This is a genomic window from Pseudomonas sp. B16120 (assembly GCF_044218845.1).
GTDB lineage: Bacteria > Pseudomonadota > Gammaproteobacteria > Pseudomonadales > Pseudomonadaceae > Aquipseudomonas > Aquipseudomonas paracarnis.
This window is the reverse complement of record NZ_CP162588.1, coordinates 4751974-4775111: the sequence shown is the minus strand read 5'-3', so window position 1 is coordinate 4775111 and position 23138 is coordinate 4751974. Positions and strand designations below refer to the sequence as shown.

Here is a 23138-nt window from a genome sequence, read left to right as displayed (position 1 = left end):
GAGCTGGCTTGCCTGCGATAGCGGTGGGCCAGCTTGCATTGTGTTGGCTGATACACCGCAATCGCAGGCAAGCCAGCTCCCACAGTTGGGGCTTATTTCAATTTGAGAATTTGCGGAATGCCCACCGTCCAGCGATCAGGGTGAAGGTTGCGACCAAGGCCACCAGTATCCAGAAGCCTTCCGGATCCTGGGAAAGCGGCACCCCACCCACATTCATGCCAAAAAAGCCGGCAATGATATTGATCGGCAGCGCCAGCACCGTCACCACCGTGAGGGTAAACAGCGTGCGGTTGCTCTGTTCATTGAGGTTGGCGGCGATCTCTTCCTGCAACAGCTTGATGCGTTCCCCCAAGGCGGTCAGGTCGTTGATGATCAGCGCAAACTCCTCGGTGGATTTGCGTAACTCCTTCACGTCTTCCTTTTGCAGCCATTGCGGCGGGCGATTGAGCAGGCGCAGCAGCGAGCCCGGTTCCAGCGCCAGCAGGCGTTGCAGGCGCACCAGCACGCGGCGGGCGGCACCCAGTTCGGCGCGGTTGGTGGACAGGCGCGAAGACAACAGCTGATCTTCGATATGGTCGACGCTGATACTGGTCTTGCGCACGATCTGCGTCAGCACTTCGCCCTGGTCGCGCAGCAGGTGCACCAACAGCTCCAAGGGGGAGCGAAAGTGTTCGCCGGCCTTCACCGACGAGCGCAATTTATCCACCGAGTGCAAAGGCTGCAGGCGCGCGCTCACCAGCAAGCGGCTGCGAGCGCACACCCATAGCGTGGAAATATCCGACGACACCATGCTGCTGAAGTTGAACACCACATCGTTGACCACTGCCAACAAGGCCGAGTCCACATGCTCGATGCGCGTGGAGCGTGAGCCCTCATGCAAGGCTTCAAAAAACTCTTCCGGCAGCGACAAATGCGCCTGCATCCAGCGCTCGCAGGCGGCGTGCGCCAGGTTCAGGTGCAGCCACAGGAATTCGTCCGGGTCTGGCGGGTGCTGTAAGGCGGCGAGGGCGGTGGCGGAATCAATTTGTTGGCCTTTCTCGCCGGGGCGAAAACGAAAACCGTAAAGCAGGCCAAACAGATCGGAATCTTGATGGCCGTGGTCGATGCTGTGGTTCATGGCGACTCGCAGAGAAAGGGCCTGTAGGACGTTTCACAGGTTCCTGAGCGAATCATTGCAAGGCGGTATGACGGTTATGTGACGGTTTGAGGCGCGCATAAAAAAAACGCGCCACCCGAAGGTGGCGCGTTTTTTCAAGGTTCAACTCAGGTGTCTTGCTTGTTTTCCAGCACGGCACCGGTCTTGGCGTCGAGCTTCACATCCCATTTCTTGCCGGTGGTGTCGGTCAGGTCCACTTCGTAGACCAGCTTGCCAGCTTCGTGATCCAACTCGGTATCGTTGATGGTCGCGCCGGCATGTTGGGCGACGGCGGCGGCGTTAAGCTTTTCGAACGCCATCACTTCACCGGACTTGAGCAGGCTAGGAATCTGGTCCGGACGGACATCAGCCTGGGCCAGGCCGGCAGTCAAGGTCAGGGCAGTAGCAGCGAACAGGGCAGTCAAGGTTTTCATGGTGTGTGTCCTTCTTAGGTTGAGCTGTTTAAGTGGCGCCAGATTAACCGGCGCAACTTAACTCATCCTTAATGGCTCACTGACACTAACGCTTTTAGTACTTATGGTCGTTGAGCAGGTCTTGCACGCTGGACGACGGCCAGCGCTTGTAGAACTTCAACAGCTCGGCGGCGCGGTTGGTGAAAATGCCATCGACGCCGGCCTTCATCACTTTCTCGAAGTCCACCGGCTCATCCACCGTATACACATGCACCAGCAGGCCCTTGTCGTGGGTCAGCTTGTTCATTTCAGGCTTCACCAGGTCGGTGTAGCTCTGGTCGCCGTGGTCGGTCAGCTGGGCCGACGGGCCGGTGCCGATGGCGCCGAGGCTTTTGGCTTCATCAACCCATTTTTCGAATTCGGCAGCGTCTTTAGGCTCTTGCTTGGCGTAGTAGGCGGCCTTGGTGGATTCGCCAGACTCGGCGAAGGTCACTTTGGATTTGGGCTCGATGCTGCCTTCACCCACCCACAACAGCAGGATTTTCGGAGTGTTGGGCATTTCCTTCTGCAGCTCTTTGAGGCTGGCGGTTTCGAAGGTTTGCAGCACCACGCGGCCCTTGCCTTGGCCGACACCGGTGTTGCTCTTGCCCAGTTTGGAGCCGGCGGAGCTCAGCCAGCCTTTGTCGAGCAGCTTGTTTTTCAGGTCGGCTTCGATACCGGGGAACTGCTTGGGCTCCTTGGTCTCGATGTACAGGCCGGGTTTGTGCGAGGGGTTGCCTTCGGCGATCTTGATGATGTCGTCCAGGCTCAGGATTTTCAGGCCAACGAAACCAGGGCGCGCGCGGTCCGGGTAGGCGGCGTTGAACCAGCTGCCGGCGTCGAGGGTTTGCAGTTCTTTCCAGGTGAACTCGTTGGCAGGCGCGTCTTTGCGCTCGGGGAACTTGGTGGCGACGTCGGTGGTGCGCTGCAGGTTGTTGTCGTGCAGGGCGAACAGCACGCCGTCCTTGCTACGTTGCAGGTCCAGTTCCAGGTAGTCGGCGCCCAGGTCGCGTGCAACCTTGTAGGCAGCGGCGGTGGATTCAGGCGCATCGTAGGAAGCACCACGGTGAGCGATCACGGCAGGGTAGGGAATGCCTTCGTTTGTCGCCAATTCGGCCGGGCTGACCGGCTCGGCAGCCTGTGCCTGGCCAAGGCCGAGCATCAACGCCAGCAGCAAGGCGCTTTTGGAAAACGTGACAGGCATATGCGAAGTCCTTTCGTGGAGGTAACTTTGAGAAGGTGTCCTTTTTAACAATTGATTGCGAACGGCGCTATCACCAAACCGACATTAACGTGCGCACCGGCCAATTTTGTCGACTTTTTTGCAGGGTGTTGCAGTATTCTTACGGGTAGCTGCCCCGCCAGAGGGCGGTATTTTCTGCCACGCGTGTAAACCATCTTTCCAGTCCCTGTGGGACTTTTCAGTGAGGTTTACCATGCGCATCACTTCCGAGCTTATCTGCCAGGCCGCCGACCAACTCCAGGGTTTTGTCGGCCTCAACCGCAAGACCGGCCAGTACATCGTACGATTCAGCGAAGACTCATTCGGCATGGACGTGGCCGATGACGGCATCATCCCCACGGCCGAGTTCGTCTGGCTGCCGGCCGCCGACCACACCATGACCCTGTGCCGAGCGCGCCTGCAGTTGTTGCTCGACCAGAATATCGACGAGCGCATCAACATCACCGAGCCGCTGCGTGTGTATATGCGCCGGGTAGAGATCCCGCAGATCAGCGCGTTGCGTAGTTTGGTGAGCTGAGCGTCCGCGATTGCTAACGATGACGAGCAAATGTGGGAGCTGGCTTGCCTGCGATAGTCTCACTGCGGTTTCACTGCATCACCGAGGTGTCTGCATCGCAGGCAAGCCAGCTCCCACCGGGTTCGGTGATTCAAGTGGAGAAGGTGTAGGCCCGCTCTACCTTGCACACCCGCGTGTGAAACGCCGCATACCAAGTGGCCCGCCCTTGCTCGCGCACCTGCCGATGCTCAGCCTGTTGTTTCCAGGCCAGGATCGCCGCCTCGCTGGCCCAGTAGGACACGGTGATCCCCAGCCCATCCTCCCGCGCCGATTCCACCCCAAGGAACCCCGGTTGTTGCCTGGCCAGTTCCAGCATGCGCGTGGCGGCCTCGCCATAACCCCGGTCGGCGTCGGTGCGCAGCGAGCTGAAAATTACCGCGTAATAAGGTGGGGCGGGTGTTTTGGCAATCATGCCGATACCTCCTGGCAGGCCTTGAGCAGCGCAATCACCAGCGGCGGCGTGATGCCCTTGAGTGCGGCGCGTTCGGGCTGGAACAGGGTGGCGACGAAGAACGGGTGGTCGAGCAGTTCCACCGCGCGCAGATCGCCCGCCGAATCGTGGCCGGTGGGAATCAGGTTGGCGTCCAGCAGGGCGTCGGCAAAGGTGGGGTTGATGCCGTAGCGGCAACGGTAACCCTCGTGGATGTCCAGGCTGCCGTAAGCCTGGGCAATGCGCGTGTACGCGGCCAGGCGCACGGTGTCGTTCACTTCCACCAGGGAGCAGTCCAGCGGCGTGATGACAGCGCGCTCAGCATCGGGCATTAATTCGCCGTGCTGGGCATCGGCCCAGCCGAGCACATGGCGGGCATATTCCAGCACGGCATGTTGAAAACCGCCGCAGGTACCGAGGAAAGGGCGACCTTGTTCGCGGGCAAAACGTATCGCGCGCAGGGCGCCGTCGACGTCGCGATAGGGGCTGCCGGGCACGCACCAGAAGCCGTCGAAGTCGCTCAGGGCAGAAGTGGAGGTAAGGGTGTCGGTGGCCAGCCATTGCACGTGGACGCTCAGGCCCAGAGCGTCGGCGGCCTGTTGCAGGGCCATGGGAATGGCTTGGTGGGCGGTCACATCAGGGTTGTAGTCACCGATCAGGGCAAGGTGCAGCGCGGGGGTTGGCATCGTGTACGTCCCATGGCTTGTGGTGGGTTGATACCCACTATAGATTGGCGCTCACGCAATCAATATTGGCGTTTGCCCATATGTTCAATGCAGCTACGCACTATCAAATCGACTACGCCGACCTGTCATTGGTCCTGGCCCTGGTGCGCGGCGGTACCCTGGCGCGGGCGGCGGCGCTGCTGCGGGTCGATGTATCCACGGTGTTCCGTGCGGTGCGGCGGCTGGAGGCGGCGCTGGGCCAAACCCTGTTTGAAAAAAGCCGTGCCGGTTATTTGCCCACCAGCCTGGCGAGCAACCTGGCCCAACAGGCCGAGCGTGCCGAGCAGGCGCTGGAGGCGGCGCGCATTGGCGTGGAACAGGGCGGTGAAGTGATCAGCGGCACCGTGCGCCTGACCTGCACCGACTCAGTGTTGCAAGGCTTGCTGTTGCCGGCCCTCGCGCAGTTCATGCCGGCCTACCCGGCGTTGACCCTGGAACTGAGCACCTCCAATGACTTCGCCAACCTCAGCCGCCGCGATGCGGATATCGCCCTGCGCCTGACCACGGCGCCGCCGGAGCATCTTGTCGGACGTTGCCTGGGGGCGGTGGCGTATCAGGTGTGTGCCAGTGCCGACTATGCGCGCCTGCACCCAGACCATGAGTGGGCCGATCTGGCCTGGATCGCGCCGGACGATTTTTTACCCGATCACCCCACCGTCGCCTGGCGCCGTGAGTATTTGCCGGGCGTGCGTCTCCGTTATCGGTGCAACAGCATGCAGTCGGTGGCCGAATTAGTGCGCGCAGGGTTGGGCGTAGCGGCGCTGCCGGATTTTCTAGTCGGGAATGGCGTGCAACCGCTGGGCCCTGCGCTGGCAGGGCACGATACGGCGTTGTGGTTGTTGACGCGGCCTGATTGTCGGGCGTTGCGCTCGGTGGTGACGCTGTTTGATGAGTTGGGGCGGCATGTGCGCTGGCTGCGAAGTTAACCCTCAGACAGCCAGCGCCAAGGGTTCAGCGATTGCCCCGCTCATTGGCAAACGCGCTTACCGCTTGTACCGCCTCGCCGGTACCTTCGCGAATCTGCAGGATCACCGTGCCGGCCTGGTTGGCCAGTTCCACACCCTGGGCAGCGCGGTCGCGGGTGGCGTCCATGCTGTCGATGGCTTGGCGGGTTTCGTCCTGGATCATGGCGATCATGCCGGAGATTTCCGCGGTGGAGCCGCTGGTGCGCGCGGCCAGTTGCCGCACTTCATCGGCCACCACGGCAAAGCCACGTCCCTGCTCGCCGGCGCGGGCGGCTTCGATGGCGGCGTTGAGGGCCAGCAGGTTGGTCTGGTCGGCAATGCCGCGAATGGTGTTGACGATGGCGGTGATCTGTTGCGAGCGTTCGCCCAGCTTGGCGATCAGTTGCGAAGAGGTGTCGATATCCACGGCAATTTCACGCATGCCGCTGGCGGTCTTCTGAATCACCTCAGCGCCTTTTTCCGCCATCTCCTGGGTGTTCAACGACAGGTGATAAGCCTGGGCGGCGCTCTGTGCGTCAGCGGCATGCTGTAGCACGCGGGCGGTGACGTCCGAGGCGAACTTCACCACTTTGCACAAGCGCCCGCTGGCGTCGTAGACCGGGTTGTAGTTGGCTTCCAGCCACACGACCTGGCCGTGTTTATCCACCCGCTCGAACTGGCCATTGAACAGCTCGCCCTGGTTCAAGCGCTTCCAGAACTCGCTGTAGGCCGCACTGTTGGCCAGTTCGGCCGTGCAAAACAGGCGGTGATGCTTGCCCTGGATCTGCGCCAGGCTGTAGCCCATGCGCTGCAGGAAATTGCCGTTGGCGGTGATGATGGTGCCGTCGAGGTTGAACTCGATCATCGCCATGGCGCGGTCGATGGCTGCAAGCTTGGCGTTGGCTTCGCTCTCGGCTTGCAGGCGCGGGGTGACGTCCATGGCGTATTTCACCACTTTGATTACATTCCCCGCTTCATCCCGTACCGGGTTATAGCTGGCTTCCAGCCACACCGAGGCGCCGTTGCCGCCTACTCGTTCAAAGGTGCCCGACTGGAATTGGCCGTTGCGCAGGTGCGTCCATAACTGGTTGTAGTCCGCGCTGCGGGCGAACGCCGGGGTACAGAACATCCGATGGGGCTGGCCCAGAATCTGTTCGGCGCGGTAGCCCATGGTCTTGAAGAAGTTGTCATTGGCGCGCAGCACGGTACCTTGCAGGTCGAATTCGATCACGGCCATGGAGCGCTCGATGGCGTCCAGCAGGCTGGTCTGTTGGGCAAGGCTGTGTTGCAGGGTACTGATGGTTTTCTTGTGAGCGTGAAATAGCATGGTGGAGGGCTCGGGCATGCAAGCGTATGCGGGGTCCATGTATTTGCGCCTGACCCCGTAGGGCCCCTGGCCTTACGGTTGACTTGCTCATTGCCAGCTTCCTGGTGCTGACAGAGGGGGGTAGAACAACGGTCTCAGAGTGATCAATCGGCCTGGAAGTTCGCTCGTCAGGCAGGACTATTTTGGCCAGGCGACCAATGGCGGCATTATGCTATTGCAGCAGGTGGGCGGAGCAAGATTCGGACGAGGTGTCATCAGACAACTCAGGCTGAATGAACGACCGTGCATTCGCTGATCTTGACGCGGTTGCGGCCGCTGTTTTTGGCGGTGTACAACGCGCGATCCGCAGCATCGAGCCACATGACCGCGTCCTTGAAGGACGGGTGGAAATCCGCCAGGCCAATGCTCAGGCTGACGCGCAGGTCTGGGATTTGCGGATGTCGATAGTGACTGAAGGTTTCGCGTAGATGCTCCATTACCTGCGCAGCGGCTTGCAGGGGCATTTTCGGAAGAATCACACAGAACTCATCGCCGCCATAGCGGCCGGCCAGGTCTTCTTCGCGCAAGTGTTCGCGCAGCGCTTGGCTCAACTGGCGCAGCACCGCGTCACCCACGGTGTGGCCATGAACGTCATTGATGTGCTTGAAGTGGTCGATATCGATCAAAGCAATGGTCGCTTGGCCGTGTTGCTGTTGGCACTTGTGAAACTTGAGGTTCAGCAGGTCTTTCCAGGAACCATGGTTGAGCAGGCCGGTGAGGCTGTCGATGCGGCTCAGGGCGCTGAGGGCGCGTTTGTGTTGCGACAGTTTGATCGCCAACTGGTAACAGACCATGCCGATGGCCATCGGGTAGAGCGTCAGCATCGGCAGGCAGGTGTAGACCTCGGTGAGGCTGACGCTGGGGTCGAACTTGATGCCGAACAGGCCCCAGGCCACCGCGATACCGGCCGCCTGTGCCAGCAACCCGCACAGGAACAGGCGTTTGCCACCGGCTGCGACGTTGTTCATGGCCATCATCGACAGAATAGTCACCGCTGTCAGTGGCGAAAACTGAGTGGCCGCGGCCCAGAATCCGCCCAGCACTGAGTCATACAGCAGGTTGCGTTGTTCGGCCTGGTAGGGAAATGGCGAGTGAGTGGAAATCAGGTACGCCACATGCGGCCAGGCAATGCCGTTGAACAGCAGCAACGCCCAGACCCAACCGGGCATCGACAAGGGATACAAAGCCCCGATTACGCTGATGCTACCGATACCCAGGCCGATAATCCTTGGCGTGTAGATACGCCTGGCAAATGAAAGCCCTTTGCCTCGTCTGTTTTCCATAGTGTCCTGGGTCAACTTTTTTGCGGGTGCAACAGCACGCGTCAGCGGGCAGAGCCGGTGGTCGGATAAGAAAGGTGGATTGTCGATTATTCCTGTGGGATTAATCAGTGTCCTTCCAGGCCATTTGCGCAAAACAGCGGGCAAAAACGCCATAAACGACCTTAAATGTCGCTCCTGCAACAGGGCTTACTGGGGCGTGCGCTGCGTGCTGGCTTCGTAGCCGGCGAGGAACAGGTCGATGGCCGATTCGATGACGTGGGCCTGGGTGGCAGGGTCGAGGGTGGGCTGGCCGAGGGTGATTTGCGGCCAGAATGCAAAGGCCTTGAGCAGGCTTTGGATCTGGTGGGCGGCGAACGCCGGGTCGGTGCCGGTGAGGCGGCCGTCTTCCTGGGCGGCGCGCACCCATTGGGTAAAGCCTTCTTCCCGCGCACTGAGGCGGTTGACCATGTCTTGCGCGCGCTCCGGCGAATGGATAGTGGCAGCAATGGCCACGCGTGCCAGGTCGAGGAAGTTGGCGTCTGACATCATCTGCATTTTCGCTTCCAGCAACGTGCGTAGTTGGTCGCGCAGTGGGCGGTCACTGGTGTAGATCACGTCCAGTTGGGCAACGCTGCTGGCCCACAGTTGGTGGAGGATCTCGGCGAACAGTTCTTCCTTGCTGGGGAAGTGGTTGTACACGGTGCGCTTGGAAACGCCAGCGCTGGCGGCGATCTTGTCCATGCTGGTGACCTCGAAGCCGTGCTCGCGAAATTCGGCAATCGCCGCCGCCACGATGGCTTCGCGTTTACGCTCGGTGAGGCGTTTGGGGGCAGTCATGGAAGGCATTCGACTCAACAATGAAATTACACCGGGCAGTTTACTTGCTCCGGATTTTGTTGCAATCTAGAAACTACACTGTGCAGTGTAATACTTGAGCGGACCGCAGGAGTCACTTTGTCATGGCTACGATTTCAACCCGTCTCGACCCTGCGCCCTCGGCGCCCAAGCCTGCCGAGCAGGGCCTGGGGCACTTCAGCAACGACACGCCGGTGCAGCACGGTGGCTTGGGCAAGACCCTGCGCATTTTCTGGAACATGCTATTCAACAAGCCGCGAACGACACGGCCGGTGGGGCAGATTCCGGTACAGCCACTGACCCGCGAGCAGTTATTGGCCGCCCCTGATCACAGCGTGTATCGCCTCGGCCATTCAACCGTGCTGCTGAAACTGCGTGGTAAATTCTGGGTCACCGACCCGGTGTTTGCCGAACGCGCCTCGCCATTGCGTTGGGCCGGCCCCAAGCGTTTTCATCAGCCGCCTATCAGTCTTGAAGAGCTGCCTGCGCTGGAAGCGGTGATCCTTTCCCACAATCATTACGACCATCTCGACCGCCAAGCGGTGGTCCAATTGGCCGAAAAGACCCGCTACTTCCTGGCGCCCCTGGGCGTGGGTGACACGCTGGTCAAATGGGGCGTAGACGCCAGCAAAGTGCGCCAGTTGGAGTGGTGGCAGGGCATCGAAGTCGATGGCGTTCGTTTTGTCTGCACGCCGGCTCAGCACTTTTCAGGGCGCGGCCTGTTTGATGGCAACCAGACCCTGTGGTGCTCCTGGGTGATGATCGACGACACGCGGCGTATCTTTTTTAGTGGCGACACGGGCTATTTCGACGGTTTCAAACGCATCGGCGAGCAATACGGGCCGTTTGACCTGACCCTGATGGAAACCGGCGCTTACAACGTCGATTGGCCCCATGTACACATGCAGCCGGAGCAAACGCTGCAGGCGCATATCGACCTTAAAGGGCGCTGGCTGCTGCCGATTCACAATGGCACCTTCGACCTGGCCTTCCACGCCTGGCATGAGCCCTTCGACCGCATCATGGCCCTGGCCTGGGAGCGCAATGTTTCGATCACCACTCCGGCGATGGGCCAGGCTTTTCGCTTGAACCAGCCTGAGCGTGGGCATGCCTGGTGGCTGGAAGTGGAACCTCAATCGGTCAACGAACACGCAGCAGGCTGAGCCAAAGGCCCGTTTGGAAAAGAGCTTTTCAGCGAATTTCAGCCCTGCGACAAAGGTCAAGAGAGAGTGCGATGATCCCCCGGAAATTCTATCTCCGGGAGGATGTTTCGATGGACAGCCATTGTAAGAAACTTTGGAAGATGGGTTTGCCGTGTGCGTCAGCTCAACCGCTGCCATCGCTAATGAACGCCGTCGACGTTCCCGCTTCACCCCACGGTGCCGCTCCCCCTTCTATTGTCTTTGGCACCGAGCAACGTGCGGGCGCCACGCCCATACCTGGGTATAACGCTCTGGCTCCCCCATATACGGCCGGTGCGCGATCCCGCGCTATCGCTGATCGCCATCAGCGGCGTTGACCCTACCGAACCGGTGATGGTGGAGGTACCGCTGGTATTGAATAACACCACCTTCACCGCCTCGCTGCCGCTGACGGGATATCGTATCGGCTATGCCGAGCATTATGTGCAGGGCAAGCAGGTTGAACGGGTCGCACGCAGTGCGGCCTTGAACCGAGTCTTCGACACCCTGCGCCAGGCTGGTGCGCAATGCGTGGCAGTGGATATGCAGCGCAGCGGCGATTGTGAGCAGGCTTGTCATGAAATCGACGAGCTGGTGGTAGGTCTTCGCCTTGATGCCTTGGTGTCAGAGGATCCCGAAGCCGCCTTTCATCACGCCTGTAAAAGCGGCTACCCCAGTATGTGTGAAACCCTGGAAGACGGCTCCAAGGTCTGGTTTTACGGTGCGCGCTGGGCGGGTGATCGCTTGGCGGCACTGGTACGAGCTTACCGCGTGCTGCGGCCGTAGGTATTGATGCCTACATCGGGCTGCGAAGGGTAGGACGCAGTGGCAGGATTCGCCTGAAATAGTGGTGGGTGGTCGGCTCTTAGACTGGTGCGGCGCTATCGACCGATAGCTCTCACACTCAGTCAAACAGAGGGGCACTTCATGATCGGACCAGTTTCGGCAGGTGGATGGGCCACGGGCCTGCTTCAGGAGCTTTCAAACCCGGTGCAAGGTTTCAAGAGTGCCTGCCAGATGTCAGCGGAGATGGCCCAAGGAGGCGGCGTCACCTCAGAGTCACTGTTGAAGGACTCGCTCAAACAAATTGCCAATATTGATCGTGGGCTACAGGGCGGCAATGCGTTTTTGGAAACCAACCCGGATGCCATGAGGGAGGCGAAGGCCCGCGATCAGGAACGTGCCAATGGCCGCGTACGCGGGTACTTGCATGGCGTGCCGATAGCGCTCAAGGATGTCTTTGAAACCAATGACCGCATGCAGACCAGTGCAGGCTCCAAGGCGTTGGTGGGTGCGCCTGCCGCCCGGAATGCCAAGGTCGTCGACAATTTGCTGAAAGCTGGCGTGGTGATTGTAGGCAAAACCAATATGAGTGAGCTGTCCAACTTTCGCTCACTCAAATCGGCGGATGGCTGGAGCTCCCGAGGTGGCCAGACGTTGAACCCACATCGACTCGGAGGGACGGTGGCCGGCTCGAGTTCAGGTTCGGCCGTGGCGGTCGCCCAGGGGCATGTGCCCGTGGCACTGGGGTTGGAAACCAACGGATCAATCATCAGCCCCGCAGCCTACAACGGTGTGTTTGGCCTGAAAACAACGACGGGCCTGGTCAGTACCGAAGGCGTCATGACCAGCACCCGCATGGACGCGGTGGGGACCTTCACCCGCAATATCTGTGATGCGGCAGAAGCACTCAATGCAATGACCGAGACCAACGTCTACACCGAGGGCCTGCACGCTGATGCCTTGAAGGGTAAGCGTATTGGCTATACCCCTTTGCCTGAATTGTCCGCAGAGGAGTCCAAAGACCCGGCCAAGCGCGCAGACCGCAAGCACTATGAGGCGGCGCTCGAAGTGATGAAGGCCCAGGGTGCAATTCTAGTGCCCTTGGAGCGGTTGGACGCCGGTGTCCCCGATGAAGCCTATGAGGGTTATAACGAGGCGATATTCTCGGAGGTCAAGCAACAACTGGAAGACTATTTGGCTGGGCGGGAAGGCTTGCCCGTCAAGTCACTTGCTGAGCTGATTGCTTTTATCAAACGCACGCAGAAACCTGATGAGCCTGACCAGAAATTGCTGGAAATGATCAATGAGCTGGAGACCACGCCGCAAAAGCGCGAGGTATTGTGGGAAGCCATCCTTCCTGTATTTCAGAAGACCATTGATGCCCCCCTGAAGGAGCACAAGCTCGACGCCATGGTGTCGAATTTTCTGACCCACAACTATTTCTATAGTGCAGCCGCCGGGTACCCCGGTATATCTGTTCCATCAGGCATGGATGATGAAGGCATGCCCACGGCAATATACGTGTATGGCTCCGGCAAGAGTGAAGCCACCTTGCTGTCAGTAGCCCATGGTTATGAGCAAGCCTCGCAGGCCATTCAAGAACCGGCTTTTCTCCCAGGTGCTCCTTCTACGCAAACACCAGACAGTCCAGATAAAACGGTTGAGGCCACCAACGGCTGAGTTGAGTCAGCCTCGGCTGGTTGCCACGGTTGAACCCATCAATTGAGAGATAAGGCTTTGTGCAGAAGGTTGCGCCGCCGGGGTATCGAACCGGCGCGCACTCATCCCCCACCCCGGTGCGAACCCCGGGAAAAACACCAGCCCTTCGGCCTCCAGGCGAAACGCCAGGATCAAACGGGTTTCATCGTCCACGTCGCCGTGGTCTTCCAATTGTTCAATGGCTTGCACCGCCACGCCAGCCTGGCGAGCCAGCGCTTCGCGGCTCCAGCCCAGCATGACGCGCGCCTGCGCGCAGTGTTTGGCGGTGAATTGATGCAGGACGATCTGTTGTTCTACGAAAGAACTCATTGCCAGAGAGGACATGGGGTTTCTCCAGGTTCGACAGGGGAGGTGCAACTATACTGTGTTTTTGTACAGTTGTTTCTACCGCTCATCCACTGGCGTTGCAACCCCTTATGATTCCAGCCCCGGTGCCTCACGAATAATCAGGTGATCCAGATTCTCGATCCTGGCGCTGAATACCCCGAACGTCTGCTCGGGGTTTTTCTGGCTCGGCACGTGCACAAGCTGCGGCGTGACCCCATAAAAAAAGCAATACAGCGACCGTTCACTGCTGGCCGCCGTCTTGATCTGCTCCAGGAATGCCGTGCGCTTGCGGTAGTTTTCGATGAGCTTTTTGCTCAGGTAGACGTTCACCGAATAAGGCTTCTTGTCGAGCCACACCTTCTTTTCGAAGTCGATGCGAAAGCTGCTGGTGTAGTCCTTGATGGCCTTGATCTTGCCCCAGTAAATCAAACCCTGGTTGTCTTGCAGGTATTCGATCTTCTTGAAGAATGCCCAGTAGGTCGCCGCGTGCTCACCGATCTTCAAAGGCATGGCCTTGAGCTTGTCCTTGTCATCGATGTTGGACACGTAGCACTCCACCGGGTGTGCGAATACGCTGGTTTTGTCCGGGATCGAGTCATTGCTGCCAGAAGAGGTGGTAGCGCGGTTTGCGGGCGCTTTCGTCGGCTCCTGAAGGACGCTTCCAGCGGTGCCGACTACCAGCGTTCTAGGCTCGTACAGTCGCCGCGTCAGCACAAATTCCGATGGGAAATTTTCCTCACGCTCGTCGTCATTTTCACCCGTCGCAGGTTTATGGCTGCCGGCATAGCGGCAGCCGTCGATATGCCGCGTGCCGGGTTTGTTCTTGAAGTGCGGCGTGCGCAGGTAGTTGACGTTCTTGGCGTTGAAAGTGCTCAACGCATTGGTGCTATCGAACGCCGCGCGGCAGGCGTCGTTGGGGCACAGGAAGCTGTCCTTGTCGGAATCGAACGCGGTGGTTTCGTCGAAATTCAGGTCTCGTATGTCATAGATCGACACCTTGTCGTCGAGACTCAGGCTGTAGGCCGTGTCGAATTTCATGGGGCTCGGGTCCTTCAGAGGTTTGGCTATTAATAGCCGGATCTTGCGTAAATATCAGCAAGAACCTGCCACGCGTCGCCCGCTCAAGAAACACAGGGTGCCGCCCATGGCCGTGAGTGCGGCCAAGGCAAAGAACATGCTGGTGGGCGCCGCATTGATCAGCAGATAGCCGCAAATCACCGGGCTCATGGCCCCGCCAAACGCGGCCAGGTTCTGTGCGCCGTAATAACTGCCCCGTAGTGCATCCGGTGCGATGGTGTCGATAAACAGAAACTCTGAGGGATAGATGATCATCTCGCCCAAGGTGAACACAAACATCGCCAGGCACCAGGTCAGCAGACTGTGCGCCTGGCTGAAGCCGACCAACCCGACAATAAACAGCAGGGTGCCCAGCACGATCCAATGGCGCAATTGCTCGCGCTTGAGAAATCGGCCGATTTGGTACTGCATCAAAATCACGGTGATGGCGTTGCAGGCGAGCACCGCAGACAGAATTTTCAGTGCTTGGTCGGGGGTGTAGGCCACCAGCAAAAACTGCGACAGATAAAGGGTGTAGCGCCCATGGACGATGGTGCTCAACAGGCTGCCGCTGGTGAAGAGGATCAGCGTGCGGTCGCTGCGCAAGATGCGCAGGGTGCTGAGGAAACTCTGAGGCTTATGACTGTCGTCGCGCTGGGTCGGCGCAATGCCGATCATCAGGAACAGGCTGCCAAAGGCAATGGCGCTGGCGATCAAAAACGGTGCCCACGGCAATTGGCCGGCAATCACTACGCCCAACATCGGGCCCGTGGCATAGCCGACATTGGTCAGGGTGTAGCGCAGGGAAAACACCTTGGCGCGCTCACCCACCGGCAGGTTCTCGCTGATGATCGCCTTGGAGCCGATCAGGAACAGCGCCGACGCGGCTTCAGTCACAACAAGGGTCAGCGTGGTGAGGTAGAGGTTGCTGGCAAAGGTCAGCAACAAAAAACCGATGGAACTGGAGAGCATGGCCAGGATCAGCAGTTTGCGCTTTTCCAGGCGATCGATGATGTAGCCGCCATACAACCCCATGAGCGTGGCGATGAACACCGCGACCCCCATCAGCAGGCCGATGTCCTGCTGGTTGAGGCCCAGGCGTGTGCTCAGCCAAAGGGCCAGCAATGGGCTGGTCATGGCACGGCTGACCACGATGGTCACCGAGCAGATCATCAGGCGACGGATTACCAGGGAGTAGGTGGCCACGGTGGGGTGGGCTCCTTGTGATTCTTACCTACACGACTCAGATCACCAGCGAACGCAGATTGAGTGTGGGAGCTGGCTTGCCTGCGATAGCGGAGTAACAGCCAACATTGTTTTAGCTGACCCACCGTTATCGCAGGCAAGCCAGCTCCCACATTCGATGGCGTTATTGGCCAGAGTTGATGGTGATTTTTTCTACCGCACCTTGTTCCAGATCCCACTTCTTCAGGATCTTGCCGTAAGTCCCGTCATCAATCATGTCTTGCAACGCCTCACTGATCGCCATGACCAACTCGGTATTGCTCTTCTCAATCCCAAGCCCGGTGAATTGCTTGGAAATCGCCAGCCCCACCGGCTTGTACTTGCCCTTGTCCAGCGACATCAAATAAGGAATGGTCTCGCTGCCCTGCATCGCCGCATCCAGGCGGTTCTGCTGCAACTGCGCCCGCGCATCCGCCGAGCCTTCGGTGCCGATCACCACGATTGCCGGCTTACCCGCCGCCTCGCAGTTTGCCTTGCTCCAGGCGGTAATTTCCGACGGCCAGGTGGTGCGGCGGCTGGTGCCGACTTTTTTACCGCACAGGTCGGTCAATTCCTTGATCTCTTCGCGCTTGGCCAGGGTGTACAGCTGCGGGCCGCTGGTGAAGTAGTCGATGAAGGTCACGGCTTTCTGGCGCTCGGCGGTGTCGGTCATGCCTGACAGCACGATGTCGACGCGCTTGGTGGTCAGACCGCTGAGCATTTGTTCGAAGCCGGTTTCCTGCCATTTGATCTTCACGCCCAGTCGCTCGGCCAGGGCGTTGCCCAGGTCGAAATCAAAGCCGGTGAGTGTGTTGGTGGCCGGGTCCTTGAAGTCCATCGGCGGGTAGTTCGGCACGATGGCCGCGCTGATCTCACCCTTGTCCTTGATGGCTTGCGGCAAGGCCGCGAATACACATGAGGAGGCAATCAGGCCTGCAAGCAAGGTAGGGATAAACATCTTCTTCATGGGGGCGTTCTCGTTAGTTTTTTAGTTAAGTGCGAACGGCAGAAATAAAGCTTTGGGTACGCGGGTTTTGTGGGCTTATTAGAATGTCTTCCGGGCTGCCGGCTTCCACAATCTGGCCGGCGTCCATAAACACCATGCGGTTGGACACTTCGCGAGCGAAGCCCAATTCATGGGTGACCACGATCATGGTCATGCCGGTGGTGGCCAAATCGCGCATCACCGACAACACTTCGCCTACCAGCTCCGGGTCGAGGGCTGATGTGGGTTCGTCAAACAGCATCAACTTGGGGCGCATCGCCAAGGCACGGGCGATTGCCACACGCTGTTGCTGGCCACCGGACAACTCCACCGGGTAAGCATTGCGCTTGTCCGCCAGGCCAACGCGGGCCAGCAGTTCCAGCGCGTCTTCGATGGCTTCCTTGGGCGAGCGCTTGAGCACCTGGCACGGGCCTTCGATGATGTTTTGCAACACGGTCATGTGCGGGAACAAATTGAAACGCTGGAACACCATGCCGGTGGCCAGGCGCTGGCGGGCGATCTGCGCTTCGTTCATCTCGTGCAGCTTGTTGCCGACTACCCGATAACCGACCAGTTCGCCGTCGACCCACAGGCCGCCCTTGTCGATCTTTTCCAGCTGGTTGACGCAACGCAGCAGGGTACTTTTGCCCGAGCCGGACGGGCCGATGATGCACATCACCTCGCCTTGCTCGACCTCGATATTGATGTCACGCAGGGCGTGATACTGGTCGTAATACTTGTTCAGGTTGACAGCCTTGACGATGCTTCTCATGGGGCAAATCTCCTCAACCCAGGCTTACGAACGCTTGCCGGCGCCGCGGGCAAAACGACGCTCGAGGCGGCTTTGACCAAATGAAAGAACAGTCACCACCGCCAGGTACCAGATGCCCGCCACAATCAGCAGCTCCATCACCCGGGCGTTGGCGTAGTAGATGTTTTGCGCGTTGTGCAGCAGTTCCGAGTACTGGATGACACTGGCCAGGCTGGTCATTTTCACCATGCTGATGAACTCGTTGCCTACGGGCGGGATGATCACGCGCATGGCCTGCGGCAGAATGATCCTGCGCAGCGCCTGCAGGCTCGGCATGCCGATGGACTTGGCCGCCTCGTATTGGCCGGTGTCCACCGACAGCAAGCCGGCACGCACCACTTCAGCGGTGTAGGCGCCCTGGTTGATGCTCAAGCCGAGCAGGGCGGCTACGAAGGGCGTCATCAGGTCGACGGTGTCGATGCTGAACAGGCCCGGAATCGCGATCACCGGGAAGATCAACGCCAGGTTGAACCACAGCAACAATTGCAAAATCAGCGGTGTACCGCGAAACAACCAGGTGTAGGTGATGGCCACGTAACGCAGGATCGGGTTGGCCGACATGCGCATGATCGCCGTGATCACGCCGATCACCACGCCCAATGCCATCGCCAGGATCGACATGACGATGGTGTTCACCAGGCCCCAGAGGATGGCTTGCGACGTAAGGAACTGGCCAATGTAGGACCATTCGATCTGGCCATTGGCAAACGCGCGCAACAGCGCAGCCAACACAATCACGATCAACGTGGCAAAAAACATCCGCCCGTAATACCGCCGCGGCACATGTTCGTACCGGGTGATATCGAACTGGTTTTCGGACAACTTGCGCTCGGCTTCCAAGCGCTCGGCCGGGGTTTGGTTCATGCTGCTACTCCAAAACTAATGACGCTCTAACCGATGTACACGGTGTTACGGTTGAAACCCGGTCGAATGTGGGAGCTGGCTTGCCTGCGAAAGCGCCGGTGAGCTCACCACACCTACCAGGGCTTAAATCCGAAACCCCTGATAACTCTCAGCCCACTTCTGCTGTTCAGCCAAAGCAGTCTTCAACCGCCCAATCTGCTCCTTCACCCGCTCCGGCGCCGTACCACCCCACCCACTGCGCGCCGCAATCGCCGCCTCCAGGGTCAGGCAATCACGCACGTCCGGGGTGAGCCGCCCATCCACCTCGGCCAACATCGCCGGTGACGCTTGCCACAACTCAATTTCATGCTGCTCACAGGCCTGTACCAGCGCGCCGGTAATCTCATGGGCCTCCTTGAACGGCACGCCACGGGTGGCCAACCAATCCGCCACCTCAGTCGCCAAGGTAAAGCCCATCGGTGCCTGGCGTCGTAGCTCCTCTACCTGCACCTTCATGGTCGCCACCATCCCGGCCATCGCCGGCAACACCAGCAGCAAGGTGTCCACACTGTCCAACACGCTGTGCTTGTCTTCACTCAAATCGCGGTTGTACGACAGTGGCAACGACTTGAGCGTCGACATCAGCCCGGTCAGGTTGCCGATCAAACGCCCGGCCTTGCCCCGCGCCAGTTCGGCAATGTCCGGGTTCTTTTTCTGCGGCATGATCGAACTGCCGGTGGCGTAGGCGTCGTCTAGCACTACCCAGCGAAACTGGCGCGACGACCACAGGCAAAACTCCTCAGACAGCCGCGAAATATTCACCCCGAGCATGCCCGCCACAAACAGGAACTCCGCCACATGGTCACGGCTGGCGACAGCGTCGATGGAGTTTTCGCATGGCCCGGTGTAGCCCATTTCCTTGGCCGAGTGCTGCGGCTGACGTGCTATCGCCGAACCTGCCATCGCTGCCGCGCCCAACGGCGACAGGGCCGTACGCGCATCCCAATCCACCAGGCGCTGCACATCGCGCAGCATCGACTGCGCGTGAGCCAGCAAATGATGGGCAAACACAATGGGTTGCGCCTGCTGCAAATGGGTGAAGCCCGGGCAGATGCTCTGCACATGTTGCTCGGCCTGTTCAACCAACGCCTGCTGCAGGCCCAACACCTCAGTGGCGATGGTGCGTGCATGGTCACGCAGGAACAGGCGCAGATCATTGGCCGTCTGGTCATTGCGCGAGCGTCCGGCGCGCAACTTGCCGCCCAGGGCACCGAGGCGCTCGGTCAATACGCGTTCGATAAAGGTGTGTACGTCCTCGTCATTCAGGGTGGGATGCAGGCGACCGGCGGCGAAATCCTCACCGATACGGTCCAGGGCTTCGAGGGTGCGCAGGGTTTCCGATTCATCCAGCAAACCGGCGCGCTGCAACTCACGGGCATGGGCGCGGGAGCCGGCCAGGTCGTAGGGCGTGAGGCGAAAATAGCGCTCAGGGCAACGCGACAACGCGGCCAACGCCGCAGACGGACCGGTCTTGAAACGAGCGCCCCAAAGGCGGTCGGTGGGCTGGGACATGGGTGTTCCTCACGCTTGTTTTTAGAAGAGTCGGAGGCAGTTTCAACAGAAGTTTATCGGTGTAGAACCGACGTCTGACGCGCCGTATTCAAGGTTGCCAAGGGCGGATGTTTATGTTCATTATCGCCGCCTGGCTATGTTCAAGGATTGGGTTCAAGCCTGTTGAATATGGCACTCGAGGTCAACGCGCATTATGGAAACCCCACTTTCCACTTCTGGAAACCTGCCGCCAAAACCCGGCACACGAGCGCCGCTGCAACTGAGCGGGCTGGACTTTAAATTGTTGCGGGTATTTATGGCCGTGGTCGAAGCCGGCGGCTTCAGTGCCGCGCAAAACGAGCTGAACGTGGGCCTGGCGGCCATCAGCAAACAGATCTCCGATCTCGAGATTCGCATCGGCATGCGCCTGTGCACACGGGGCCGCGAAGGGTTCGGGCTGACCGAAGAAGGCAAGTTGGTGTATCAAGCATCCATCGAGTTATTTACCTCGGTGGACAGTTTTCGCGACAAGCTTAGTTCGGCGCAGAATGAACTCATCGGCGACCTGAGTGTGGGCGTTATCGATAACACCGTCTCCGACGTTAGTTCCCCACTGATTACCGCCCTGGGCAACTTACATCGCCAATCGCCAAAAATAAGATTGCGCCTACACGCCTCGCAATTGGACGAAGTTGAACGTGGGGTAGTGGAAGGGCGACTGGTCGCCGGCATCGTCCCGGTGTACCAACGCCGTGAAGAATTCGACTACTTCCCACTCTACGAAGAAAAGGCCCACGCCTACTGCGCCGTAGGGCATCCCTTGTTCACTGCGAGCGACATCACCCCCGACGCTCTTCGCCAATACGAAGTGGTCAACCATCGGTATGCGATCCATCGCGACAAGGCCAACTTCGTCAGCCACGACAGCCAGTCCGCCTCGGCTTCACAAGTGGAAGCCGTCGCCATCCTGATCCTCACCGGCCGCTTCCTGGGCTTTCTGCCAGAACACTACGCCACGCCACTGGTAAGGGAAGGGCGCCTGCGCGCACTGTGCCCAGAGCAGGTTCATTTAAGCACCGCGTTCAACCTGATCCTGCGCCACAACGCGCCGAGAAGCCCGATGGTAAAAGCCTTCGCCACAGCGCTGGGTGTAGACTTGAAGACGTCGGCCTAAGCTTCAACAAAGCTCAAATGTGGGAGCTGTCGAGCCCCAGCGTGGCTGCGAAGGGATCGCCTCGGTCTCCCGCCAACCCCACCCACCCGCATCACCGCTGCAACCGAGCCCGCTTTTTCTTCTTCGCATGAAAATGCCGAAAATGCGCATCCTGCGCCGCCGCCAACAACTCCCGATCCCCACGCGTATCGCCCCAGGCCCTGAGCCGATACTCCCCCAGGTCCCCATACACCGCCTCAAGCCGCAGCACCTTATTCTCACAACGGCAATTATTCCCGGTGAGCTTGCCGGTCAGCACTCCATCCACCACCTCAAGCTCAGTGCCGATCAAGCGGATGCCAAGCCGGTCGGCAAACGGCTGCAACACCAACGCCGGCGACGCCGAACACAGCGTCACCACCGCCCCGGACTTCACCTCATCCGCTACCGACTGCAAACCGCTCGGGCGCATCAACTTGCTCCAGCGCGCCTGGCAATATTCCTGCGCTTGCTGCTGAACCCAAGCCTTCTCCACCCCGGTCATAAAGGTGCGAATCAACTGCGCCTTCAACTCATCCCGGCTGATCTGCCGCACCAAAAACCGCAGCCCCGGCAGCGCCAGCTTGACCATCCGGCCATAAAACTCGCCGGGGCCAAAGGCAAACTTGAGGAAGGGCACGAAACTGTCGTGGTGGGTGAGGGTGCCGTCGAAGTCAAAGACGGAAAGTACTTTGGCGTCTGCGGGGCCGGCTTCGAGCATGTCTGGGTTCACGGGTTGGCCTCGATCCTATCTGATAGTTTTCAAGCGGGCATCAGCTGTGACAGCAGGAGTCTACTCCCGTGCCAATCTTCCGATCTTGGCGTAAAGCTCTTCGGTGAAAGCTTCCCGAGCGCTTGACCGGTGACAACGCTGATGGCAATTGGGGCACAAGGCTACAGCATTGGGGGGGCGATCCGAACCCTTCCGGGCCAGGTGCTTGAGGTGATGTACTTCAAGAAATGGCAAATTCCTTTTTTACCGACGAAAAAAAGCCCTGAACATGCCAGGGCTTCCTTTAGTGCTTAGTCCGAATCAATCCCAGCTCAGCGCGCCGCCGGTCTGATACTCGATCACACGGGTCTCGAAGAAGTTTTTCTCTTTCTTCAAGTCCATGATCTCGCTCATCCACGGGAACGGGTTGGTGGTGCCTGGGTACTCTTCCTTCAAGCCGATCTGCGACAGGCGACGGTTCGCGATGAACTTGAGGTAATCCTCCATCATCGCCGCGTTCATGCCCAGCACCCCACGCGGCATGGTGTCACGCGCGTATTCGATCTCCAGCTGCGTACCCTGCAGAATCATCTGGGTCGCTTCTTCCTTCATCTCGGCATCCCACAGGTGTGGGTTTTCGATTTTGATCTGGTTGATCACGTCGATACCGAAGTTCAGGTGCATCGACTCATCGCGCAGGATGTACTGGAACTGCTCGGCCACGCCGGTCATTTTGTTGCGGCGGCCCATGGACAGGATCTGGGTGAAGCCGCAGTAGAAGAAGATGCCTTCCAGTACGCAGTAGTAGGCGACCAGGTTGCGCAGCAGTTCCTTGTCGGTGTCGACGGTGCCGGTTTCGAACTTCGGATCGGAGATCGAGCGGGTGTACTTCAGGCCCCAGGCGGCCTTTTTGGCCACCGATGGAATCTCGTGGTACATGTTGAAGATCTCGCCTTCATCCATGGCCAGCGATTCGATGCAGTACTGGTAGGCGTGGGTGTGGATCGCTTCTTCGAAGGCCTGGCGCAGGATGTACTGGCGACACTCCGGGTTGGTGATCAGGCGGTACACGGCCAGCACCAGGTTGTTGGCTACCAGGGAGTCGGCGGTGGAGAAGAAGCCCAGGTTGCGCATGACGATGCGGCGCTCGTCGTCGGTCAGGCCTTCGGGGTTTTTCCACAGGGCGATGTCGGCGGTCATGTTGACCTCTTGCGGCATCCAGTGGTTGGCGCAGCCGTCGAGGTACTTCTGCCAGGCCCAGTCGTACTTGAATGGCACGAGTTGGTTGAGGTCGGCGCGGCAGTTGATCATGCGCTTTTCATCAACGGCGACGCGGGCGGAGGCACCTTCCAGCTCGGCGAGGCCTTCGGCGACGTCGAGTTTGTCCAGGGCGGCCTTGGCGCGCACGATGGCGGCGGAGTCGTTGGCGGTGACGGCGCGGGCTTCCACGGCGGCAGCGGCGCCGGCACCGTCGAGGCGGTCCATGTTGGCTTCGGTGGCGTGGCCGGCGTTGGCGCCTTTAGCGGCTACTTCGCCTTCTTCTTCTTTGTCGAATTCGTCCCAGCTCAGCATGACGTGTCGTCTCCTGCGTGAGGGCTCAAAGGTGCCCGTGTGAAACCGGATGGTTGGATGTTCACACGGCCCTAGGGCCGCGGTGGATCTTAAGGAATCGTTTGTTGCAACAGCTCGCGCAGGCAAATAAACGGAATCAGGTTGCGGGTGCTGCATGAGGCTTGAGGGGCGCAGCGATGCGTGCTTGCTGCAGCGCAGGCTCAAGGTCTGGCTC

23 protein-coding genes and 1 pseudogene are annotated in these 23138 nt (G+C 59.5%); 6 read left to right on the top strand and 18 right to left on the bottom strand.

Going from position 1 to position 23138, the window contains the following annotated elements; all coding sequences use genetic code 11:
* Window positions 1-97: 97 nt before the first annotated feature.
* From AB4P90_RS22280 to AB4P90_RS22270, 3 genes are all read right to left on the bottom strand, one after another.
* Window positions 98-1117: a transporter gene (locus AB4P90_RS22280; protein WP_014719624.1), complete on the bottom strand. Its 1020-nt coding sequence runs from the start codon at window positions 1115-1117 to the stop codon at window positions 98-100.
* A gap of 146 nt (window positions 1118-1263) precedes the next feature.
* Window positions 1264-1569, bottom strand: a complete 306-nt coding sequence (locus AB4P90_RS22275) for a PepSY domain-containing protein (RefSeq protein WP_014719623.1) — start codon at window positions 1567-1569, stop codon at window positions 1264-1266.
* A 94-nt stretch (window positions 1570-1663) separates the two neighbouring features.
* Window positions 1664-2791 carry a glycerophosphodiester phosphodiesterase gene (locus tag AB4P90_RS22270; protein WP_395605380.1) on the bottom strand — a complete coding sequence of 376 codons (1128 nt, stop codon included), beginning with the start codon at window positions 2789-2791 and terminating at the stop codon, window positions 1664-1666.
* 232 nt (window positions 2792-3023) lie between these two features.
* On the opposite strand from AB4P90_RS22270, the gene AB4P90_RS22265 reads away from it, so the two are divergent.
* A complete protein-coding gene (locus tag AB4P90_RS22265; protein WP_014719621.1) occupies window positions 3024-3347 on the top strand; it encodes a DUF2025 family protein in 324 nt (107 codons plus the stop codon).
* 130 nt (window positions 3348-3477) lie between these two features.
* On the opposite strand, the gene AB4P90_RS22260 is transcribed toward AB4P90_RS22265, so the two are convergent.
* Together AB4P90_RS22260 and AB4P90_RS22255 are read right to left on the bottom strand one after the other, a co-directional pair.
* Complete coding sequence (locus AB4P90_RS22260) at window positions 3478-3798, bottom strand: antibiotic biosynthesis monooxygenase (RefSeq protein ID WP_019819298.1); 321 nt, start codon at window positions 3796-3798, stop codon at window positions 3478-3480.
* Window positions 3795-4502, bottom strand: a complete 708-nt coding sequence (locus AB4P90_RS22255) for a CTP synthase (RefSeq protein WP_014719619.1) — start codon at window positions 4500-4502, stop codon at window positions 3795-3797. The genes AB4P90_RS22260 and AB4P90_RS22255 overlap by 4 nt, the downstream gene beginning before the upstream one ends.
* A gap of 80 nt (window positions 4503-4582) precedes the next feature.
* On the opposite strand from AB4P90_RS22255, the gene AB4P90_RS22250 reads away from it, so the two are divergent.
* Window positions 4583-5467: a LysR family transcriptional regulator gene (locus tag AB4P90_RS22250; protein ID WP_014719618.1), complete on the top strand. Its 885-nt coding sequence runs from the start codon at window positions 4583-4585 to the stop codon at window positions 5465-5467.
* A gap of 25 nt (window positions 5468-5492) precedes the next feature.
* Here the strand turns inward: AB4P90_RS22250 and AB4P90_RS22245 are convergent, their stop codons facing one another.
* The 3 genes from AB4P90_RS22245 to AB4P90_RS22235 form a co-directional block, all read right to left on the bottom strand.
* Entirely contained in the window at window positions 5493-6812 is a 1320-nt protein-coding gene (locus AB4P90_RS22245; RefSeq protein ID WP_020303112.1) for a PAS domain-containing methyl-accepting chemotaxis protein, read from the bottom strand.
* Window positions 6813-7075: 263 nt separating this feature from the next.
* Entirely contained in the window at window positions 7076-8134 is a 1059-nt protein-coding gene (locus AB4P90_RS22240; RefSeq protein WP_395605379.1) for a diguanylate cyclase, read from the bottom strand.
* A gap of 186 nt (window positions 8135-8320) precedes the next feature.
* Window positions 8321-8950, bottom strand: a complete 630-nt coding sequence (locus AB4P90_RS22235; protein WP_014719615.1) for a TetR/AcrR family transcriptional regulator — start codon at window positions 8948-8950, stop codon at window positions 8321-8323.
* A gap of 122 nt (window positions 8951-9072) precedes the next feature.
* Here AB4P90_RS22235 and AB4P90_RS22230 point away from each other — a divergent pair, with 122 nt between their 5' ends.
* From AB4P90_RS22230 to AB4P90_RS22220, 3 genes are all read left to right on the top strand, one after another.
* On the top strand, window positions 9073-10131 hold the full coding sequence (locus AB4P90_RS22230; protein WP_395605378.1) for an MBL fold metallo-hydrolase: 1059 nt from the start codon (window positions 9073-9075) through the stop codon (window positions 10129-10131).
* A 312-nt stretch (window positions 10132-10443) separates the two neighbouring features.
* Window positions 10444-10935 (top strand): hypothetical protein, encoded by a 492-nt coding sequence (locus tag AB4P90_RS22225; protein WP_019819290.1) that lies wholly within the window; start codon window positions 10444-10446, stop codon window positions 10933-10935.
* 231 nt (window positions 10936-11166) lie between these two features.
* Window positions 11167-12612: an amidase family protein gene (locus tag AB4P90_RS22220; RefSeq protein ID WP_020303107.1), complete on the top strand. Its 1446-nt coding sequence runs from the start codon at window positions 11167-11169 to the stop codon at window positions 12610-12612.
* Window positions 12613-12618: 6 nt separating this feature from the next.
* Here the strand turns inward: AB4P90_RS22220 and AB4P90_RS22215 are convergent, their stop codons facing one another.
* The 7 genes from AB4P90_RS22215 to argH all read right to left on the bottom strand — a co-directional run bounded on the left by AB4P90_RS22215 (window position 12619) and on the right by argH (window position 19469).
* Complete coding sequence (locus AB4P90_RS22215; RefSeq protein WP_014719611.1) at window positions 12619-12975, bottom strand: transcriptional regulator; 357 nt, start codon at window positions 12973-12975, stop codon at window positions 12619-12621.
* A gap of 90 nt (window positions 12976-13065) precedes the next feature.
* Entirely contained in the window at window positions 13066-14016 is a 951-nt protein-coding gene (locus AB4P90_RS22210; protein WP_166405529.1) for a hypothetical protein, read from the bottom strand.
* 54 nt (window positions 14017-14070) lie between these two features.
* A complete protein-coding gene (locus AB4P90_RS22205) occupies window positions 14071-15240 on the bottom strand; it encodes an MFS transporter (protein ID WP_019819281.1) in 1170 nt (389 codons plus the stop codon).
* 163 nt (window positions 15241-15403) lie between these two features.
* A complete protein-coding gene (locus AB4P90_RS22200; RefSeq protein ID WP_014719608.1) occupies window positions 15404-16225 on the bottom strand; it encodes an ABC transporter substrate-binding protein in 822 nt (273 codons plus the stop codon).
* 25 nt (window positions 16226-16250) lie between these two features.
* Window positions 16251-17015, bottom strand: a complete 765-nt coding sequence (locus AB4P90_RS22195; RefSeq protein ID WP_003193648.1) for an amino acid ABC transporter ATP-binding protein — start codon at window positions 17013-17015, stop codon at window positions 16251-16253.
* A gap of 24 nt (window positions 17016-17039) precedes the next feature.
* Window positions 17040-17918, bottom strand: a complete 879-nt coding sequence (locus tag AB4P90_RS22190; protein ID WP_038451266.1) for an amino acid ABC transporter permease — start codon at window positions 17916-17918, stop codon at window positions 17040-17042.
* Between the two features lie 123 nt (window positions 17919-18041).
* A complete protein-coding gene (gene argH / locus AB4P90_RS22185) occupies window positions 18042-19469 on the bottom strand; it encodes an argininosuccinate lyase (RefSeq protein ID WP_032902798.1) in 1428 nt (475 codons plus the stop codon).
* Between the two features lie 193 nt (window positions 19470-19662).
* On the opposite strand from argH, the gene AB4P90_RS22180 reads away from it, so the two are divergent.
* Entirely contained in the window at window positions 19663-20622 is a 960-nt protein-coding gene (locus tag AB4P90_RS22180; protein WP_014719606.1) for a LysR family transcriptional regulator, read from the top strand.
* Between the two features lie 91 nt (window positions 20623-20713).
* Here AB4P90_RS22180 and AB4P90_RS22175 read toward each other — a convergent pair whose 3' ends face one another.
* The 3 genes and pseudogenes from AB4P90_RS22175 to AB4P90_RS22165 all read right to left on the bottom strand — a co-directional run bounded on the left by AB4P90_RS22175 (window position 20714) and on the right by AB4P90_RS22165 (window position 22924).
* Window positions 20714-21361 carry an HAD-IB family hydrolase gene (locus tag AB4P90_RS22175; protein ID WP_020303103.1) on the bottom strand — a complete coding sequence of 216 codons (648 nt, stop codon included), beginning with the start codon at window positions 21359-21361 and terminating at the stop codon, window positions 20714-20716.
* A gap of 72 nt (window positions 21362-21433) precedes the next feature.
* Window positions 21434-21607, bottom strand: a pseudogene (locus AB4P90_RS22170) (HNH endonuclease); the annotation flags it as partial.
* 66 nt (window positions 21608-21673) lie between these two features.
* Window positions 21674-22924, bottom strand: coding sequence for a ribonucleotide-diphosphate reductase subunit beta (locus AB4P90_RS22165; RefSeq protein WP_014719604.1), 1251 nt, complete (start codon window positions 22922-22924; stop codon window positions 21674-21676).
* Window positions 22925-23138: the final 214 nt, after the last annotated feature.

Coding starts and splice junctions, on each gene's coding strand:
- AB4P90_RS22280 (WP_014719624.1), bottom strand. CDS start 1,117: ATGAACCACAGCATCGACCACGGCCATCAAGATTCCGATCTGTTTGGC.
- AB4P90_RS22275 (WP_014719623.1), bottom strand. CDS start 1,569: ATGAAAACCTTGACTGCCCTGTTCGCTGCTACTGCCCTGACCTTGACT.
- AB4P90_RS22270 (WP_395605380.1), bottom strand. CDS start 2,791: ATGCCTGTCACGTTTTCCAAAAGCGCCTTGCTGCTGGCGTTGATGCTC.
- AB4P90_RS22265 (WP_014719621.1), top strand. CDS start 3,024: ATGCGCATCACTTCCGAGCTTATCTGCCAGGCCGCCGACCAACTCCAG.
- AB4P90_RS22260 (WP_019819298.1), bottom strand. CDS start 3,798: ATGATTGCCAAAACACCCGCCCCACCTTATTACGCGGTAATTTTCAGC.
- AB4P90_RS22255 (WP_014719619.1), bottom strand. CDS start 4,502: ATGCCAACCCCCGCGCTGCACCTTGCCCTGATCGGTGACTACAACCCT.
- AB4P90_RS22250 (WP_014719618.1), top strand. CDS start 4,583: ATGTTCAATGCAGCTACGCACTATCAAATCGACTACGCCGACCTGTCA.
- AB4P90_RS22245 (WP_020303112.1), bottom strand. CDS start 6,812: ATGCTATTTCACGCTCACAAGAAAACCATCAGTACCCTGCAACACAGC.
- AB4P90_RS22240 (WP_395605379.1), bottom strand. CDS start 8,134: ATGGAAAACAGACGAGGCAAAGGGCTTTCATTTGCCAGGCGTATCTAC.
- AB4P90_RS22235 (WP_014719615.1), bottom strand. CDS start 8,950: ATGACTGCCCCCAAACGCCTCACCGAGCGTAAACGCGAAGCCATCGTG.
- AB4P90_RS22230 (WP_395605378.1), top strand. CDS start 9,073: ATGGCTACGATTTCAACCCGTCTCGACCCTGCGCCCTCGGCGCCCAAG.
- AB4P90_RS22220 (WP_020303107.1), top strand. CDS start 11,167: ATGTCAGCGGAGATGGCCCAAGGAGGCGGCGTCACCTCAGAGTCACTG.
- AB4P90_RS22215 (WP_014719611.1), bottom strand. CDS start 12,975: ATGTCCTCTCTGGCAATGAGTTCTTTCGTAGAACAACAGATCGTCCTG.
- AB4P90_RS22210 (WP_166405529.1), bottom strand. CDS start 14,016: ATGAAATTCGACACGGCCTACAGCCTGAGTCTCGACGACAAGGTGTCG.
- AB4P90_RS22200 (WP_014719608.1), bottom strand. CDS start 16,225: ATGAAGAAGATGTTTATCCCTACCTTGCTTGCAGGCCTGATTGCCTCC.
- AB4P90_RS22195 (WP_003193648.1), bottom strand. CDS start 17,015: ATGAGAAGCATCGTCAAGGCTGTCAACCTGAACAAGTATTACGACCAG.
- AB4P90_RS22190 (WP_038451266.1), bottom strand. CDS start 17,918: ATGAACCAAACCCCGGCCGAGCGCTTGGAAGCCGAGCGCAAGTTGTCC.
- argH (WP_032902798.1), bottom strand. CDS start 19,469: ATGTCCCAGCCCACCGACCGCCTTTGGGGCGCTCGTTTCAAGACCGGT.
- AB4P90_RS22180 (WP_014719606.1), top strand. CDS start 19,663: ATGGAAACCCCACTTTCCACTTCTGGAAACCTGCCGCCAAAACCCGGC.
- AB4P90_RS22175 (WP_020303103.1), bottom strand. CDS start 21,361: ATGCTCGAAGCCGGCCCCGCAGACGCCAAAGTACTTTCCGTCTTTGAC.
- AB4P90_RS22165 (WP_014719604.1), bottom strand. CDS start 22,924: ATGCTGAGCTGGGACGAATTCGACAAAGAAGAAGAAGGCGAAGTAGCC.